Source organism: Allobosea sp. LjRoot9, from assembly GCF_964252745.1.
In the GTDB taxonomy this organism is placed as follows: Bacteria; Pseudomonadota; Alphaproteobacteria; order Rhizobiales; family Beijerinckiaceae; genus Allobosea.
The window spans coordinates 35,709-49,858 of the sequence record NZ_CAXUPC020000009.1; the positions used below are offsets into that span (position 1 = coordinate 35,709).

A 14,150-nucleotide genomic window follows, 5' to 3' on the forward strand; every position below is an offset into this window, starting at 1 on the left:
CTAGAGCACGTCCTTCACGCGAACCAGTGTCCATTTCGCTCGAGAATACTCTAGCCCCAGCGCAGCGCAGCCGTGTGGACCGGCGCGTCCCAGAGCTGGATCAGGCTGTCGTCCAGCGCAGTCACGGTCAGGGAACAGCCGGCCATGTCCAGAGAGGTGACATAGGAGCCGACCAGCCCGCGAGCGATGGCGAAACCACGCCCCGTCATGATGCGCCTTGCGGCATTGGCCATCAGGTAGAGCTCCATGCTCGGCGTACCGCCAAAGCCATTGACCAGGAGCAGGCAGGGCGTGCCACGCGCCGGCGCAAGGTCGTCGAGGATCGCGCCCATCATCTCGTCGGCTATGGCGTCGGCGGAGGCGAGCTTCACGCGCCGCCGGCCCGGCTCGCCATGGATACCGACGCCGATCTCCATCTCGTCCTCGCCCAGCGTGAAGGTCGGCTTGCCGGCCGCAGGCACGGTGCAGGAACTCAGCGCCACGCCCATCGAGCGGGTGCGCCGATTGACCTCGTCGCCGAGTGCCTTCAACGCATTCAGGTCGCGGCGCTGCTCGGCTGCCGCGCCCACCATCTTCTCGACAATCATCGTGCCGGCGACGCCGCGTCGGCCGGTCGACCAGGTCGATTTTGGCACGGCCACGTCGTCATCGGTGACGACCGTCGCGATTTTCCCCTCGGCCATCTCGGCCGCCATCTCGAAGTTCATGACATCGCCTTCGTAGTTCTTGACGATGAAGAGCGAGCCGGCGCCGGTCTCGACGGCCGTCAACGCGGCCAGCATCTGGTCAGGCGTCGGCGAGGTGAAGACCTGCCCCGGGCAGGCGGCATCGAGCATGCCGAGCCCGACAAAGCCGGCGTGAAGTGGCTCATGGCCGGAACCACCACCGGAGATCAGCGCCACCTTGCCGTCCGTCAGCGCCTTGCGTCGGACGAATTTCTCGTCTTCACCGAGGACGAGGATATCACCATGAATGGCTTCCAGTCCCTGAAGGCTCTCCGACAGGATGCTGTCGACGGCATTGATCAGCTTCTTCATGGGCTTCCCCCCAGTGTTTAGGCTTCTTCATCGTCATTGGTCGCAATGAGCGAGATCAGGCCGCGCGCGACCCCCAGCACGATGTGGTCGGCGCGCGCATTCAGGTCAGGGCTGCCGAAATCCGGCAATTCAATCACCAGCCGGCGCATGGGCCGTTCGGCATCGACCACTTCCAGGCGCCCCGGATGCGCGGCCTGATAGGCGCTCAGGAAGGCCTGCCGTTCCGGCGGCGCGAAATGGCAGACATGGAAGATCGTCTCCAGATGCTGGACCGGCACGGGCGTGGCATAGGCGGGGTTGATGATCTGCGAAATGAAGCTGCGGTTCTTGCCGATGGCTTCAGCAAGGCGCTGCCTGGTGCCGGAGGGGCGGTTTTCGATGACCGCGCGCAGGATCGCCTTGTAGGTGGCCAGCGGCGATGTGTCGGCCGGGATCGTCTCAGGGCTGGTCATGCACTCGGCTCCCGCCCGGACAGGTCGACGTCGCGGATCGCCTCCTTTGCCTGCGCCAGCAAACCGGGAGAGACCGACACGGCCCGGACGCCTGCCCGCAGCAACGGCGCGATGGCGCGCGGATCGCCACCGGCATCGCCGCAGAGACTGACCTCGCGACCGACCTCGGCACCATGCCTGGCGACATGGGCGATCATGGCGAGCACGCCGGGATGCAGGACATCGGCATAGGTCGCGACCTCCGAGCCGTCGCGAGCGGCCGCCGTGGCGTATTGCGTCAGGTCGTTGGAGCCGATTGAGAAGAAGGCGGCGTCGAAGCCTGCAATCGCCATGGCAGCGGCTGGCACCTCGACCATGATGCCGAGCGCAGGGCGGGAATGAGCCACGCCTTCGGCCGCGAGTTCGGCCAGGACGGCGTCGAGCAGAGCCTGCGCCTGCTCCAGTTCCTGCGCCATCGTCACCATGGGCAGCATGATCTTGAGCGGACCCAGGACCGCCGCGCGAGCCAGCGCCCGTAGCTGCACGCGGAAGATCTCGGGATGGCGCAGCGACAGCCTGATGCCGCGCAGGCCCAGGAAGGGATTGGCCTCGCCAGCGATGGTGTAGCCGGAAATCGGCTTGTCGCCGCCGGCATCGAGGGTGCGGATCGTGACCGGCCGGCCGGCGGCCCAGCGCAGCAACCCGGCATAAGTCTCGAACTGACGCGCCTCGTCACACAGCGCGTGTTCGACGAGGAATTCGGTGCGCGTCAGGCCGATGCCATCGCAGGCCTCGGCAGCCAGACCGGCGAGATCGGCCATGCCGGCGACATTGATCATCACGGCGATGCGGGTTCCGTCGCGGGTCAGCGCCGGCTCGTCCCTGCGGGCCTCCGCTTCGCTCCGCAAGCGTTCGAGCTCGTCTGCCTGCCGTCTCGCCCGCTCGATACTCTCGTTGGACGGGCCGGTCAGCACGAGCCCTTCCAGCCCGTCGACGATCACGGTGCCGGAGACAGCCTGCCATTCCGTGCCGATGCCGACCACCATCGGCACGCCGCGCCCGCGCGCCAGCATGGCGACATGGCTGGACGGGCTCCCCGAGCCGAGCACGATCCCGCCGCCCTGCGACCAGTCGATACCGAGGAAGGCCGATGGCGGCAGGTCCTCTCCCACGATGACGGCGCCGGCAGGCGCCTGCGTCAGTTCCGGCAGGCCGAAGAGATGGCGCAGCACGCGGTCGCAGATGTCGGCGAGATCGGCCGAACGGGCCCGGAAATACAAATCGTCGGAGATTTCATATCCGGCGATCTCCTCCGCCATGGCCTGTCGCCACGCCATGTCCGCGGGCATGCCGCGGTCGATCGCGGCATAGGCGCTCTCGGTCAGGGCGTCATCCTCGAGCAGCGCCACCTGAAAGCCGACGATGTCGGCGGCCTCGCCTTCGAGGCTCCCGGCCAGAGCCGTGACAGCCTGCAGGGAGGCGGCGACTGCGTCCGCCAGCGCCTGCTTTTCACTCGCGACGGTCCCCTTCGCGCGCCGCATCTCTCCGACCGCCCGAAACGTCACGGCCGGCCCGAAGGCGAGCCCGCTGGAGGCGGCAAGGCCAGGTAGACGCCGTTCCATCACCGCTCACTCCTCGTCGAACTTGCGGGCGACGATCTCGACCAACGCGGCCAGCGCGGCCGGTGCATCCTCGCCGCTGGCCTTGAAATGCAGCATCTCGCCCTGTGACGCCTTGACCCGCATGATTTTCACCGGGCTCTTGGCGTCGGTCCATGGACCAGCCGCGCTGGTGGCCACCTCGATGCGTGAGCCGAAGCGCTTGGCGGTCTGGGTCAGCTTCACCGAGGGCCGGGCATGGAGCCCGACCTTGTTGGTGAGCAGGACACTGGCCGTCACCTCCTGCATGCCGAGATTCCCTTCGTTGCTTTGGCCGACGCAGCGTTCATACCGACATGGTTCATGCCGACATCAGTTCCTCGGCAGTCGCCTGCACCACCGCCAGCGGCGAGCCGCCCGAGGCTTCAGTGGCAGCCATCACCGCGCCTTCGACGATCGGTGCATTACAGATGACGATGCGTTCGCGCCGCTCTTCCGGCATCATTTCCACCGCCATCTCGCTATTGGTCTCGGCTCCGCCGAGATCGACCAGGATGGCGACGCCGGCTTCCGACCACGCCTTGTCGATCGCCGCCATGATGGCGGCGACATCCGTGCCGAGCCCGCCCTCGGCATTGCCTCCCACCGAGGCGAGCGGAACATTGTCGCCGACCATCTGGCGAACCATATCGGCCGCGCCTTCTGCCACCTTGGCCGAGTGCGACACGATGACGATGCCGACATTTTTGCTGGCTGGCATGCTTTCAGGCTCCGATGGCGTTGCAGATTGCCGTAGCCAGGAGCGCTGACGAGCGCGCGCCCGGGTCCATGTGGCCGATCGAGCGATCGCCCAGAAACGAGGCGCGTCCGCGAATGGCCTTGAGCGGCACAGTCGCCTCGGCCGCTCCGCTTGCGACCGCCGGCAGGCGCGAGGCGAGATCGGCGCCGCCCTCGGCAAGCGCAGCCTGCAGAGGGCCGAGCACATCGAGCATGGTTTTCTGGCCGAGTTCGGACTTGCCCCGCGCCTTCACCGCCTCGATTGCGGCAGCCAGCGCCCGCGCCAGATCCGCGATCGTCGGCTCCGGCGGCAACTCCTTGCCGAGCGCCATGAACAGCGTGCCGTAGAGCGGCCCCGATGCGCCGCCGACCTTCATGACCAGCGTCGTGCCGATCGTCTTCAGGGCGTCGGGCAGTGGCTTGGCTGCGATCGCGTCGGCTTCCGCCAGCACGGCCTCGAAACCGCGCTTCATGTTCAGGCCGTGATCGCCGTCGCCGATCGCCTGATCGAGCGCCGTCAATTCGTCGGCATGCGCCACGACCGTCCCGGCCATCGCCTCGATCAGCTTTTTCTTCAGCGCCTCATCCATGGTTCACCTCACCCGCTGGCCGTCGGCGGCGAAGAACAGGGGCTTGCGCAGGGTCACGGCCACCTCGTCGCCGACATCGAGCCCTTCATCCGGATCGACCAGGCTGACGATCTGCTGCTGGTTCACGTCGATATGCAGATGGTTCTGGTCGCCGAGCCGCTCGATCCAGTTTACCTTGCCTGTCACCGCGCCGTTGTTCGCCTTGGCAATGGCGAGATGTTCCGTACGCACGCCGATGGTGGCCGTGGCGGTCGGCGCCTCCAGTGCGGGGAAGAGCGCGCGTGGCAGCAGGTTGATGCCGGGACTGCCGAGGCGGGTGGCGACATAGATGTCGGCCGGATCTTCGTAAATGCTGCGCGGCGTGCCGATCTGCACGAGCCGGCCCTGGTTGATCACGCCGATGCGCGAGGCCAGCGTCATCGCCTCGGTCTGATCATGCGTGACGTAGAGCATGGTCGCGCCGAGATCCTGCTGGATGCGCTTCAGCTCGATGCGGAGTTCCGAGCGCAGCTTGGCGTCGAGCGAGGAGAGCGGTTCATCCATCAGGTAGACGGCCGGGCGGCGCACCAGCGCACGACCGATCGCGACGCGCTGCATCTGGCCGCCGGACAACTGCGTCGCGCGGCTGCCCAGCTTGTCCTCGATCCTGAGCAGCCGCGCCACCTCGCGCACAGCGCGCCGGACCTCGTCTTCCGGAGTGCGCCGCGTCGGCGAGCGCAGGGGGAAGGCGAGATTGTCGAAGACGCTGAGATGCGGATAGAGCGAATATTGCTGGAACACGAAGGTGACGTCGCGGGCCGCGGGCGGCAGGCCCGTGACATCGACGCCGCCGATGAAGACCCGGCCCGCATCCGGGGTCTCCAGCCCGGCCACGAGGCGCAAGGTCGTCGTCTTGCCCGCGCCCGTCGGTCCCAGCAGCACGATGAACTCGCCATCGGCGATGGTGAGCGACAGATCGGCCACGGCCGTCACCGGGCCGAACCTCTTGGAGACCTGCGCCAGCGTGATCTCAGCCATGGGCGCGCCTCGTCGTGACCGCGTCATGCAGCACGGAGCGGATCGCCTTGCCCGTCGCGGCATCGAACAGCGAGAGCCGCTCCGGCCTGAACGAAAGGCTGACCCGGTCGCCGGCCGCCGCCCGAACATGGGCAGGCAGACGCGCCTTGAGCATGCCGCGGGGCGTGGCGAGCGTGACGATCTGGGTCGTGCCGAGATATTCGGCGCCGAAGATTTCGGCGGGAATGGCGCCGCCCGGACGATCCGGATCGCCGATGACGACCTGTTCGGGCCGAACGCCCAGCGCCAGCGGCCCGGATGCACGGCTCTCGCGCAGCTCGGGCAGAGCGATCGCGGCGGCGTCGATCGTGACCGCAGTCGAACCTGCCGTTGCCGTTCCCTCAAAATGGATGAAGTTCATTGCGGGCGAGCCGATGAAATCCCCGACGAACATCGAGTTCGGCCGGTCGTATATCTCCTGTGGCGAGCCGAGCTGCTCGATCACGCCGTCATTCATGACCGCGATCTTATCGGCCATCGACATGGCCTCGAGCTGATCGTGGGTGACATAGACGGTCGTCGCCTTCAGCCGGTCGTGCAGCGCGCGCAGCTCGCCACACATCAAATGGCGGAACTCGGCATCGAGCGCGCCGAGCGGCTCGTCCATCATGAAGGCCTTCGGCTCGCGTACGATGGCGCGCCCGAGAGCAACCCGCTGCCGGTCACCGCCGGAGAGCCCCGAGACCGGCTTGTCCAAGAGATGCTCGATGCGCAAGGTTCGCGCGGCCTCCTCCACCCGTCGCCTCGTCTCGGCCTTCGGCACGCCCATCGAGACCAGCGGGAAGGAGATGTTCTTGCGCACGTTCATATGCGGGTAGAGCGCGAAGAGCTGGAACACCATGGCGATGTCGCGTTCGCGCGCCCGCTTGAACGTGACCTCCTCGCCGTCGAGCCTGATGCTGCCCGACGAGGGCAGTTCGAGCCCGGCGACCATGCGCAGCGTCGTCGTCTTGCCGCAGCCCGACGGCCCGAGCAGGCAGAAGAAATCGCCATTCTCGACCGTGAAGCTCGTATCCCGCACCGCCGTGAAAGCGCCGAACCGTTTCACCAGATTGTCGACCCGGATTTCGGCCATGGCTTACTCCGGGAACTTGGTGACGAAGGTGAACATCACCACGCCGATGAGCGTGGTGACGAAGGAATAGCCGTAGAGCGTCAGCGAGAAGGGTTGCAGCAGCATCAGCACGCCGGCCGCGATCAGTACTGTCGCCAGCGTCTCCATCGGCCCGCGCCGCAGCGGCTTGGGCCAGCGCGATGCCGGCGCAGGTTCAGGCTCCCGGGGATGAGTTGCGTGCAGATTCATTTGCGCACCGCCCCAAAAGTGATGCCGCGCAGCAGGTGCTTGCGCAGCAGCACCGTGAAAACCAGGATCGGGATCAGGAACAGCGTCGTCCCGGCCGCGACTGCCGGCCAGTCCTGCCCGCCCTCGCCGATGATGATCGGGATGAAGGGCGGCGCGGTCTGGGCCGTGCCGGAGGTCAGCAGCACCGCGAAGGCATATTCATTCCAGGCGAAGATCAGACAGAAGATCGCGGTCGCGACGATGCCGGTCGTGGCCTGAGGCAGCACGACCTTGCGGAAGGCCTGCAGCCGGGTATAGCCGTCGATCATCGCCGCCTCCTCGTATTCGCGCGGGATCTCGTCGATGAAGCCCTTGAGCAGCCAGACCGCCAGGGAGACGTTGACCGAGGTGTAGAGCAGGATCATCCCGAGCCGCGTGTCGGAGAGGCCGAGCTCGCGGTACATCAGGAAGATCGGGATCGCGACCGCGATGGGCGGCATCATCCGCGTCGACAGGATGAAGAACAGCAGATCGTCCTTCAAAGGCACCTTGAAGCGCGAGAAGGCATAGGCCGCGCAGGTGCCCAGGCCCACCGAGAGCAGGGTCGAGCCGAAGGCGATGATCAGCGAATTGACGAAGCGCGGCACATAATTGGACGGGCCGACCACCACCATGCTGCGCGAGCGCGTGATCGCTTCGCAGGCAGAATTCGCCGGCGGGAGCGAGGCGAGATAATCCGCCGTCTGGCGCGAGCGGGAGTTGAACAGATTGCAATAGCCTTCGATCGAAGGCTCGAAGTGCAGGAAGGGCACGACCTTCGGCGGGTAGGAGATCGAGTCCGGCGGCGTCTTGATGCTGGTCAGGCCGATCCAGATCAGCGGCACGAGCGCCACCAGCGCGTAGAGGACCACGATCGCGCCGGCGAGCAGCTTGACCCGGCCGCTGGGCGCGACGACGGAATGGGCGGTGGAAAGGGCGCCGCTCATCGTGCCTTCACCTTGTTCAGTGCCTTCACATAGATGTTCGCCAGCCCGAACACAGTGACGAACAGAATGATCGCAAAGGCCGAGGAATAGCCGGTGCGCCAGGCCTCGAAGGCGGCGCGCTTGAGCGTGATGGAGGCGAGTTCGGTGGTCGAGCCCGGCCCTCCCGAGGTCAGGAGGTTGACCATGTCGAACATCTTGAAGTTCTCGATGCCGCGGAACAGCACCGCCAGCATGATGAAGGGCAGGCACATCGGCAGCGTGATCGAGATGAACTGCCGCCAGTTGCTGGCCCGGTCGACCTCGGCCGCCTCGTAGATGTAGTCCGGGATCGAACGCAGGCCGGCAAGGCAGATCAGCATCACATAAGGCGTCCACATCCAGGTATCGACGATGATGATCGCCCAGGGGCTCAAGGTGACATCGCCGAGCATCTGGAAGGAGGACGGCGCAAGCCCGGAGAAGAACGAGACGACGTAATTGAACAGGCCGATCTGCGGCTGGTACAGGAAGGTCCAGAAATTGCCGACCACGGCCGGCGACAGCATCATCGGGATCAGGATCAGCGTGGTCCAGAAGCCGTGGCCCCGGAACTTGCGATCGATCAGATAAGCCAGCGCGAAGCCGATGACGGTCTGCAGCAGGATCGTCCAGAAGACGAAATGCGCGGTGGCCTGCATGCGCTGCCAGATTTCAGGGTCGGACAGGATGGTCTGGTAATGCTCGATCCCGACATTGCGCAGCGGCGCGAACGGGCGGTTGGCGCGGTAATTGGTGAAGGAGAGCTGGATCGTCCAGATCAGCGGAAACAGATTGATCGCGAGCAGCAGGATCATCGTCGGCGCGATGAACAACCAGGCGATGGTCCTGTCCGAGAGACCGCGGACCTGATGGGCTATCGGGACAGAGGGCGCGCGCATCGCCTTGGCGCTCCTGATACCGCTGATGTCGCTCGCATTCATGGCTCAAGCACCGTTTGCAGGCAAAACCGGGGGCTGGCTGCGCCTTCAGGAGAAGGCGCAGCCCTTGGCTTGTGTCGTGGGCAGTCCCGCCTCAGAACTTGCCGTCTTCCTTGAAGACCTTCGTCCAGTCCTGGATCAGCAGGTCGAGCGCCTGCTTGGCCGTGCCCTTGTCGGCGACCACGTAGTCGTGGATGCGCGCCTGCTCCGCCTGCATCAGCTGCGCGTAGGAGGGTTCAGCCCAGAAATCGACGACCTGCCCCATGGCGACGAGGAAGTCGGCGGCGAAGGGCGCGGACTTGGCGAAGCCGGGATCGTTCAGCACGCCCTTGTGGCAGGTATAGCCGCCGAGCTCCCACCATTTCTTCTGCACGTCGAGCGAGGCGAACCATTTGATATAGGCGAGCGCCTCGGCCTGGTTGGCCGAGTACGACACCACCGAAAGGCCCTGCCCGCCGAGTTGCGAACCCGTCTCCTTCTCGGCCGGATTGACGAAGAAGCCGATCTTGTCGCCGCCGACATTGGGATCCTTGAACAGGCCGGGGAAGAACGCGAACCAGTTCATCTGCAGGGCCGCCTGCCCGGATTTGAAGGCGTCGAGCCCCTCCTGCATATAGGCGTTGGAGTAACCCGGCGGGGTGCAGCACTTGTACAGAGACTTGTAGAACTCCAGGCCCTTCACCGCGTCGTCGGAGTTGACGAAGCCGGCCATGGCGTAGGGCTTCTTCGGGTCCTGATATTTGAAGCCGAAGGGATAGAGCGCGTTGGCGACGCCCATGGTGATGCCTTCCGAGCCGCGCTCGGTGAAGATCGCCGCGCCATAGACCTTCTTGCCGTCGACGTCGCGGCCCTGGAAGAACTCGGCGATCTGCTTCAGCTCGGTCTGCGTCTTGGGCGCGGCGAGATCGCGATTGTACTTGGCCTTGAATTCGGCCTGCAGCGCCGGCTTGGCGAACCAGTCCTTGCGATAGGTCCAGCCGAGCGCGTCTCCCATCGCCGGCAGCGCCCAGTAGTTCGGCGTGCCCTTGGGCCATTCGGCGTAGCCGGCGACGGTCGCCGGCATGAAGTCGTCGATCTTGATGCCTTCCTTGGCGAAGAAGTCGTTCAGCTTCACATAATGCTTGTTCTCGGCCGAGCCGCCGATCCATTGCGAGTCGCCGATGATCAGATCGCAGAGCTTGCCCTTCGAATTGAGCTCGTTGAGCATGCGGTCGGCGAAGTTCGGCCAGGGCACGAACTCGAACTTCATGGCGATATTGGTCTTGGCGGTGAAGTCCTTGGAGAGTTCCACCAGCGCATTCGCCGGGTCCCAGGCCGCCCAGCACAAAGTCAATGATTTGCCTTGCGCCTGCGCTGCAGTCGCAGCCAGTGCCGTGCTCCCGGCTATGGTCGCGGCAAGCATCCATGTTCTGATCATGTTCATGTTTTTGGCCTCCCTTGGCATGCCGTCACCAGCCGTCATTGGGGTGACGGGTGAACCTGCGCGACCGCGAAGGGCACAGCCAAATGAAGGGGCACGGCCGACGCGGGACGTTTCCTCACGCCGCCTCGGAACGAGCCGTCCAAGTTCAGCGATTTGTTTAGCGAATACCAGTTCACTAAACATGTCAAGCGCCGCAGAACGCGGATAAAACACCGCAACGCAGCAACTTATGCCGCGCCGCACAAGTTTAGCGACTGCTTGAATATGATCAGGCTAGAGCCGCGTGACCAAGCCGAGATCGTCCGCGGTCGGCATATGGAATCGACCAGGCTGCGCGCCGCCGACGAGCTTTGAGAGGCGGATGCTCGCAAACAGCGAACGGACGATGTCGCGCTATGGTTTTCCCGCGACGTAACCGTAGAAATTGCCAAGGAAATCGCCGACCGGCAGCGTCTTGCTGCCGTGCGGGATCTGATACTCGCCATCGCCCCAGGTGAAGACCTTGAGCTTGACCGTGCCGTTCGACCGATCGATCAGCGACCGCTGAACGGCCCAATGCTCGGCGGTGGTCGAGCTTTTCGACTGGTCCTTCTCGCTCAGGATGTTCGCGCCGATGAAGAGGCAAATGCGGTAGCCGTCCGCATACAGCCGATTGGCATCGTCGATTTCGCTGAGGCCCATGCTGGCGACGATGTTGGCGTCCTGCTCGACCTTGGAATAGCCGGCGCGCCGGAACCAATCCGCCAGTTCGCCGGGCAAGGTGATGCCGGCGAATTCCTTGTCGGCGTTGTCATAGTCCAAGAACCAGTTCTCGGAATCGCGGATGCTGGCCATGGTCATCCAGTCGACGTGATCCATCGTCGACGGCGGCCGATAGTTCCGCACGTCCGCGTCCGGTGCGATCTCCAGCCGGTTGAGCTTTGCCCGCCCCTTCTCGTAGAGGTCGATGGCGAAACGGGCATAAGCGCCGGGGTTGTCGGCCGCTTCGCTGAACAGCAGCGCGGCCGGTCCGCACAGGCTGGCCTGGTCCTGCTTGATCAAGCCCGGATTGGCGATCCGCATCAGCAGGCCGACGCCGACCTCGTATCGATCCAGAGAGGGAAAGCGGCTCGATCCCGGGCGTTCGAGAAAATCGCAGACCATGCCGGCCGCAAAGAGTTGCCGATCCGTGTCCAGCCTGTAGGGTCCCTTGCCGGCCGCCGTCTTGCGGATCGCATTGACGAGCGTCGTCAGCATTGTCTTGGAACGCTGCTGCAGGCTCTTCGCGACGGCCAGGATCGTCGCAAGGTCGTTGATCTCATCGGGCGTGATAACGCCATCGCTGAGCGTGCTGCGAATGATGTTGACGACATCGGAATGGCTGAGCGTCATGTCGCCGTCCAAACCGGCATTCAACGATTTCGACACGGATCTGGTCGTGATCGCGTCCCATTGTCCGGGCTTTTTGGGCGGTGCGGGTGGCGGACGCGATGCCAACCCCTCCAATTGCGTCAACACCGGCCCGTTCGGTTCGACAAAGCCCGTCTGCCTGACCTGGGGATATCGTTTCTCGAAGCTCAGGATAGCCTGGTACAGCGCGTCGCTAGCGAACCCGCCGATGATACGTCCGCCCAAGGCTCCCCAGGTTCCGCCATCGGCGATCGGGATACGGTTCAGCAGGGCGATCACGACCTCCTGGTCGCTCTTCCAGTTCTGGCAGTTGGCGCCGGTGCTGACATGCCGTCCGACGCGACCTCGAAGTGGCATGAAAACCTCCTTCGCAGAGCGAGCTGACCAATAGGATAACCCCATCCCGAGCAGCCTGCCGCATCGTAATGACAGGTGTCATCGATAACAACGACGCCTCGTTACCACGACGCCTACAATTGAAGCGCAACGCGATCGTCCGCCAGCTTGATCTCGCAGCGCATCAAACGCCGTGTCCGCCCGAGTGCTCGAAGCCATCGTCACCTCGCACCGGCGCAGACGGCCTTCGCCGCCCGCTTGACAGTGTAGCCGACCTCGCCTCCGCTGCGACAAAACAACGCCCCGAGGGAAACGCCACGCCATGCTGACCTTGCGCCAGATCGAGGTGATCCGCGCCATCATGATCACCGGCACGATCTCGGGCGCGGCAAAACTCCTCAATGTCTCGGCGCCCGGCATCAGCCGCTTGATGAAGCACACCGAGCGCACGCTCAGGCTCAAGCTGTTCGAGCGCCGGCATGGGCGCTATGTGCCGACGCCCGAGGCCAACGACATCTTCGAGCAGATCAACGGCGTCTATAAGAAGGTCGACGACCTGCATTACACGCTTGCGCGGATCGAGCGCGGCGGCGGCATCGAGCTCCGGATCGGCTCGGTGCCGAGCATCTGCCATGTCATGGTGCCGCGCGCGATCGAGCGGCTGCGGCGCAAGCATCCCGATCTCAGGCTCGACATCAACATCCTGAAGATCGAGGAGGCGCTCGACTATCTCCTGCTCGGCAAGGGCGAGATCGCGGCGATGAGCTACAAGCTCGACCATCCCGGCATCGATTTCGTGCCATTGAGCCAGGGCGAATTGCTCTGCATCGTGCCAAACGGACATGCACTCGCCGGCCGGACGTCGATCTCCGCCGCCGAGATCGTGCAGCACCCCTTGATCGGCATCGACCCAAACGACCCCTATGGCCGGGTCATGGCCGAGATCTTCAAGCAGCAGGGGCTGGCCTATGACATGGTCATCAAGGCGCGCTTCGGCACGACGGTGTGCTCGCTGGTGCGCGCCGGCCTCGGCATCGCGGTGATCGACCAGTTCACCGTGGCGCATGGCTCGATGCAGGGCATCACCACGATCCCGATCGCCGAGCCGACGCGGTTCCAGACCTATGTCGCTGTGAAGAACGACAAGGCGCCCTCGCTCTATGCCGAAACTTTCGTGGCGCTGCTGCGCGAGGAGATGAACGCGGTGGTGACGCCGCGCGCGCAATCGGCCGCCCAATCGCCCCTGCCGAAAATAACATCAGGTTAGGTAATGGCGATGGATTGGTTATCGCGTTATCCCGTCAAATCGGGCTATGTGACGCTTGGCAACGCCCGCTGAGATGACGAGCGAGCCGCGAGGGACGGATATGCCGGCTTTTCCCATAGCCAACCGCACGAAGCGCGTGCTGCTCGGGCTGATCGGCTCGCCGATCGCGCATTCCGCCGCGCCCGCGATGCACGAGGCTGCGGCTGGTGCCGCCGGCTTCGAGCTGCATTACCACCTCATCGACATCGCAGGCGCCAAAGCGGCCGATCTCGCGGTGATCCTGGACGGCGTACGCCGGCTCGGCTTTTCCGGCCTCAACATCACTTTCCCCTATAAGGAAGCGGTCATCCCGCTGCTCGACGCGCTTGCGCCCGAGGCCGCCGCCATGGGCGCAGTCAACACGGTGGTCGTGCGGGACGGCCTGCTCACGGGCTACAACACCGACGCCAGCGGCTTCGCCACGGCCTATCGCGCGCTTGAGCGCAGGGATGGCGACGCGCCCGTCGCGATCATCGGAACCGGCGGTGTCGGCAAGGCCATCGGCTTCGCGCTCGCCTCCTGCGGCGTCAAGACATTGCGCCTGTTCGATCTCGACCCGGCCAAGTCCGAGGCTCTGGCGACGCAGCTTGGCCGGCGCGCAGCCGTCGAGATCGCAACCAGCGTGGAGGCCGCCGTCAGCGGTGCGGCGGGCATCGTCAACGGCACGCCGATCGGCATGCTGCCGAACCGCGACACGCCCGTCCCCGCCGGGCTCATCGACAGATCTCAATGGGTTGCGGACGCGGTCTATCATCCGCTCTGGACACCGCTGCTGAAAGCCGCTCAAAGCGCCGGCGCGACGGTGATGACGGGGCGCGAGCTCAGCATCAACCAGGCCATCGACGCCTTCGCGCTGTTTACGGGCCAGGCGCCATCGCATAGCGCGATCGCCCAGGCCTTCGACGAAGCCGTAGAGCAGGATGCGAAAAAGTGGGAACCGGTTTTTCGCATTGATCCTGCTCTCACTCTTGGATGAGAGACGG

Annotated in this window: 15 protein-coding genes; 2 read left to right on the forward strand and 13 right to left on the reverse strand. The window is 64.9% G+C overall.

Annotation, left to right across the window (positions count from 1 at the left end; genetic code table 11):
• Window positions 1–50: 50 nt before the first annotated feature.
• From dhaK to ACSQ3P_RS25775, 13 genes are all read right to left on the reverse strand, one after another.
• A complete protein-coding gene (gene dhaK, locus ACSQ3P_RS25715; protein ID WP_436168310.1) occupies window positions 51–1,037 on the reverse strand; it encodes a dihydroxyacetone kinase subunit DhaK in 987 nt (328 codons plus the stop codon).
• A 17-nt stretch (window positions 1,038–1,054) separates the two neighbouring features.
• Complete coding sequence (locus ACSQ3P_RS25720; RefSeq protein WP_436168311.1) at window positions 1,055–1,489, reverse strand: hypothetical protein; 435 nt, start codon at window positions 1,487–1,489, stop codon at window positions 1,055–1,057.
• Window positions 1,486–3,090, reverse strand: coding sequence for a phosphoenolpyruvate--protein phosphotransferase (gene ptsP / locus ACSQ3P_RS25725; RefSeq protein WP_436168312.1), 1,605 nt, complete (start codon window positions 3,088–3,090; stop codon window positions 1,486–1,488). The genes ACSQ3P_RS25720 and ptsP overlap by 4 nt, the downstream gene beginning before the upstream one ends.
• Before the next feature lie 6 nt (window positions 3,091–3,096).
• The gene (locus tag ACSQ3P_RS25730) at window positions 3,097–3,375 is read right to left on the reverse strand and encodes an HPr family phosphocarrier protein (protein WP_092164442.1); all 279 of its coding nucleotides are present in this window, start codon (window positions 3,373–3,375) and stop codon (window positions 3,097–3,099) included.
• Window positions 3,376–3,427: 52 nt separating this feature from the next.
• Window positions 3,428–3,826, reverse strand: coding sequence for a dihydroxyacetone kinase phosphoryl donor subunit DhaM (dhaM, locus tag ACSQ3P_RS25735; RefSeq protein ID WP_436168313.1), 399 nt, complete (start codon window positions 3,824–3,826; stop codon window positions 3,428–3,430).
• 4 nt (window positions 3,827–3,830) lie between these two features.
• Complete coding sequence (gene dhaL, locus ACSQ3P_RS25740) at window positions 3,831–4,433, reverse strand: dihydroxyacetone kinase subunit DhaL (RefSeq protein WP_436168314.1); 603 nt, start codon at window positions 4,431–4,433, stop codon at window positions 3,831–3,833.
• A 3-nt stretch (window positions 4,434–4,436) separates the two neighbouring features.
• Window positions 4,437–5,450 carry an ABC transporter ATP-binding protein gene (locus tag ACSQ3P_RS25745; protein ID WP_436168315.1) on the reverse strand — a complete coding sequence of 338 codons (1,014 nt, stop codon included), beginning with the start codon at window positions 5,448–5,450 and terminating at the stop codon, window positions 4,437–4,439.
• Window positions 5,443–6,564: an ABC transporter ATP-binding protein gene (locus tag ACSQ3P_RS25750; protein ID WP_436168316.1), complete on the reverse strand. Its 1,122-nt coding sequence runs from the start codon at window positions 6,562–6,564 to the stop codon at window positions 5,443–5,445. Before ACSQ3P_RS25750 ends, ACSQ3P_RS25745 begins: the two co-directional genes overlap by 8 nt.
• Before the next feature lie 3 nt (window positions 6,565–6,567).
• The gene (locus tag ACSQ3P_RS25755; RefSeq protein ID WP_069690680.1) at window positions 6,568–6,792 is read right to left on the reverse strand and encodes a hypothetical protein; all 225 of its coding nucleotides are present in this window, start codon (window positions 6,790–6,792) and stop codon (window positions 6,568–6,570) included.
• Complete coding sequence (locus ACSQ3P_RS25760) at window positions 6,789–7,757, reverse strand: carbohydrate ABC transporter permease (RefSeq protein WP_436168317.1); 969 nt, start codon at window positions 7,755–7,757, stop codon at window positions 6,789–6,791. Before ACSQ3P_RS25760 ends, ACSQ3P_RS25755 begins: the two co-directional genes overlap by 4 nt.
• On the reverse strand, window positions 7,754–8,674 hold the full coding sequence (locus tag ACSQ3P_RS25765; protein ID WP_436168457.1) for a carbohydrate ABC transporter permease: 921 nt from the start codon (window positions 8,672–8,674) through the stop codon (window positions 7,754–7,756). Before ACSQ3P_RS25765 ends, ACSQ3P_RS25760 begins: the two co-directional genes overlap by 4 nt.
• Window positions 8,675–8,807: 133 nt before the next feature.
• A complete protein-coding gene (locus tag ACSQ3P_RS25770) occupies window positions 8,808–10,115 on the reverse strand; it encodes an ABC transporter substrate-binding protein (RefSeq protein ID WP_436168458.1) in 1,308 nt (435 codons plus the stop codon).
• A gap of 414 nt (window positions 10,116–10,529) precedes the next feature.
• Window positions 10,530–11,882, reverse strand: a complete 1,353-nt coding sequence (locus ACSQ3P_RS25775) for a hypothetical protein (RefSeq protein ID WP_436168318.1) — start codon at window positions 11,880–11,882, stop codon at window positions 10,530–10,532.
• A gap of 301 nt (window positions 11,883–12,183) precedes the next feature.
• Here ACSQ3P_RS25775 and ACSQ3P_RS25780 point away from each other — a divergent pair, with 301 nt between their 5' ends.
• Complete coding sequence (locus tag ACSQ3P_RS25780) at window positions 12,184–13,128, forward strand: LysR family transcriptional regulator (RefSeq protein ID WP_436168319.1); 945 nt, start codon at window positions 12,184–12,186, stop codon at window positions 13,126–13,128.
• Between the two features lie 100 nt (window positions 13,129–13,228).
• The gene (locus ACSQ3P_RS25785) at window positions 13,229–14,143 is read left to right on the forward strand and encodes a shikimate dehydrogenase (protein ID WP_436168320.1); all 915 of its coding nucleotides are present in this window, start codon (window positions 13,229–13,231) and stop codon (window positions 14,141–14,143) included.
• The last annotated feature ends 7 nt before the right edge of the window (window positions 14,144–14,150 follow it).

Coding starts and splice junctions, on each gene's coding strand:
- dhaL (WP_436168314.1), bottom strand. CDS start 4,433: ATGGATGAGGCGCTGAAGAAAAAGCTGATCGAGGCGATGGCCGGGACG.
- ACSQ3P_RS25720 (WP_436168311.1), bottom strand. CDS start 1,489: ATGACCAGCCCTGAGACGATCCCGGCCGACACATCGCCGCTGGCCACC.
- ACSQ3P_RS25760 (WP_436168317.1), bottom strand. CDS start 7,757: ATGAGCGGCGCCCTTTCCACCGCCCATTCCGTCGTCGCGCCCAGCGGC.
- ACSQ3P_RS25745 (WP_436168315.1), bottom strand. CDS start 5,450: ATGGCTGAGATCACGCTGGCGCAGGTCTCCAAGAGGTTCGGCCCGGTG.
- ACSQ3P_RS25750 (WP_436168316.1), bottom strand. CDS start 6,564: ATGGCCGAAATCCGGGTCGACAATCTGGTGAAACGGTTCGGCGCTTTC.
- ACSQ3P_RS25730 (WP_092164442.1), bottom strand. CDS start 3,375: ATGCAGGAGGTGACGGCCAGTGTCCTGCTCACCAACAAGGTCGGGCTC.
- ACSQ3P_RS25780 (WP_436168319.1), top strand. CDS start 12,184: ATGCTGACCTTGCGCCAGATCGAGGTGATCCGCGCCATCATGATCACC.
- dhaM (WP_436168313.1), bottom strand. CDS start 3,826: ATGCCAGCCAGCAAAAATGTCGGCATCGTCATCGTGTCGCACTCGGCC.
- ACSQ3P_RS25785 (WP_436168320.1), top strand. CDS start 13,229: ATGCCGGCTTTTCCCATAGCCAACCGCACGAAGCGCGTGCTGCTCGGG.
- ACSQ3P_RS25755 (WP_069690680.1), bottom strand. CDS start 6,792: ATGAATCTGCACGCAACTCATCCCCGGGAGCCTGAACCTGCGCCGGCA.
- ACSQ3P_RS25770 (WP_436168458.1), bottom strand. CDS start 10,115: ATGCTTGCCGCGACCATAGCCGGGAGCACGGCACTGGCTGCGACTGCA.
- ACSQ3P_RS25765 (WP_436168457.1), bottom strand. CDS start 8,674: ATGCGCGCGCCCTCTGTCCCGATAGCCCATCAGGTCCGCGGTCTCTCG.
- ACSQ3P_RS25775 (WP_436168318.1), bottom strand. CDS start 11,882: ATGCCACTTCGAGGTCGCGTCGGACGGCATGTCAGCACCGGCGCCAAC.
- dhaK (WP_436168310.1), bottom strand. CDS start 1,037: ATGAAGAAGCTGATCAATGCCGTCGACAGCATCCTGTCGGAGAGCCTT.
- ptsP (WP_436168312.1), bottom strand. CDS start 3,090: ATGGAACGGCGTCTACCTGGCCTTGCCGCCTCCAGCGGGCTCGCCTTC.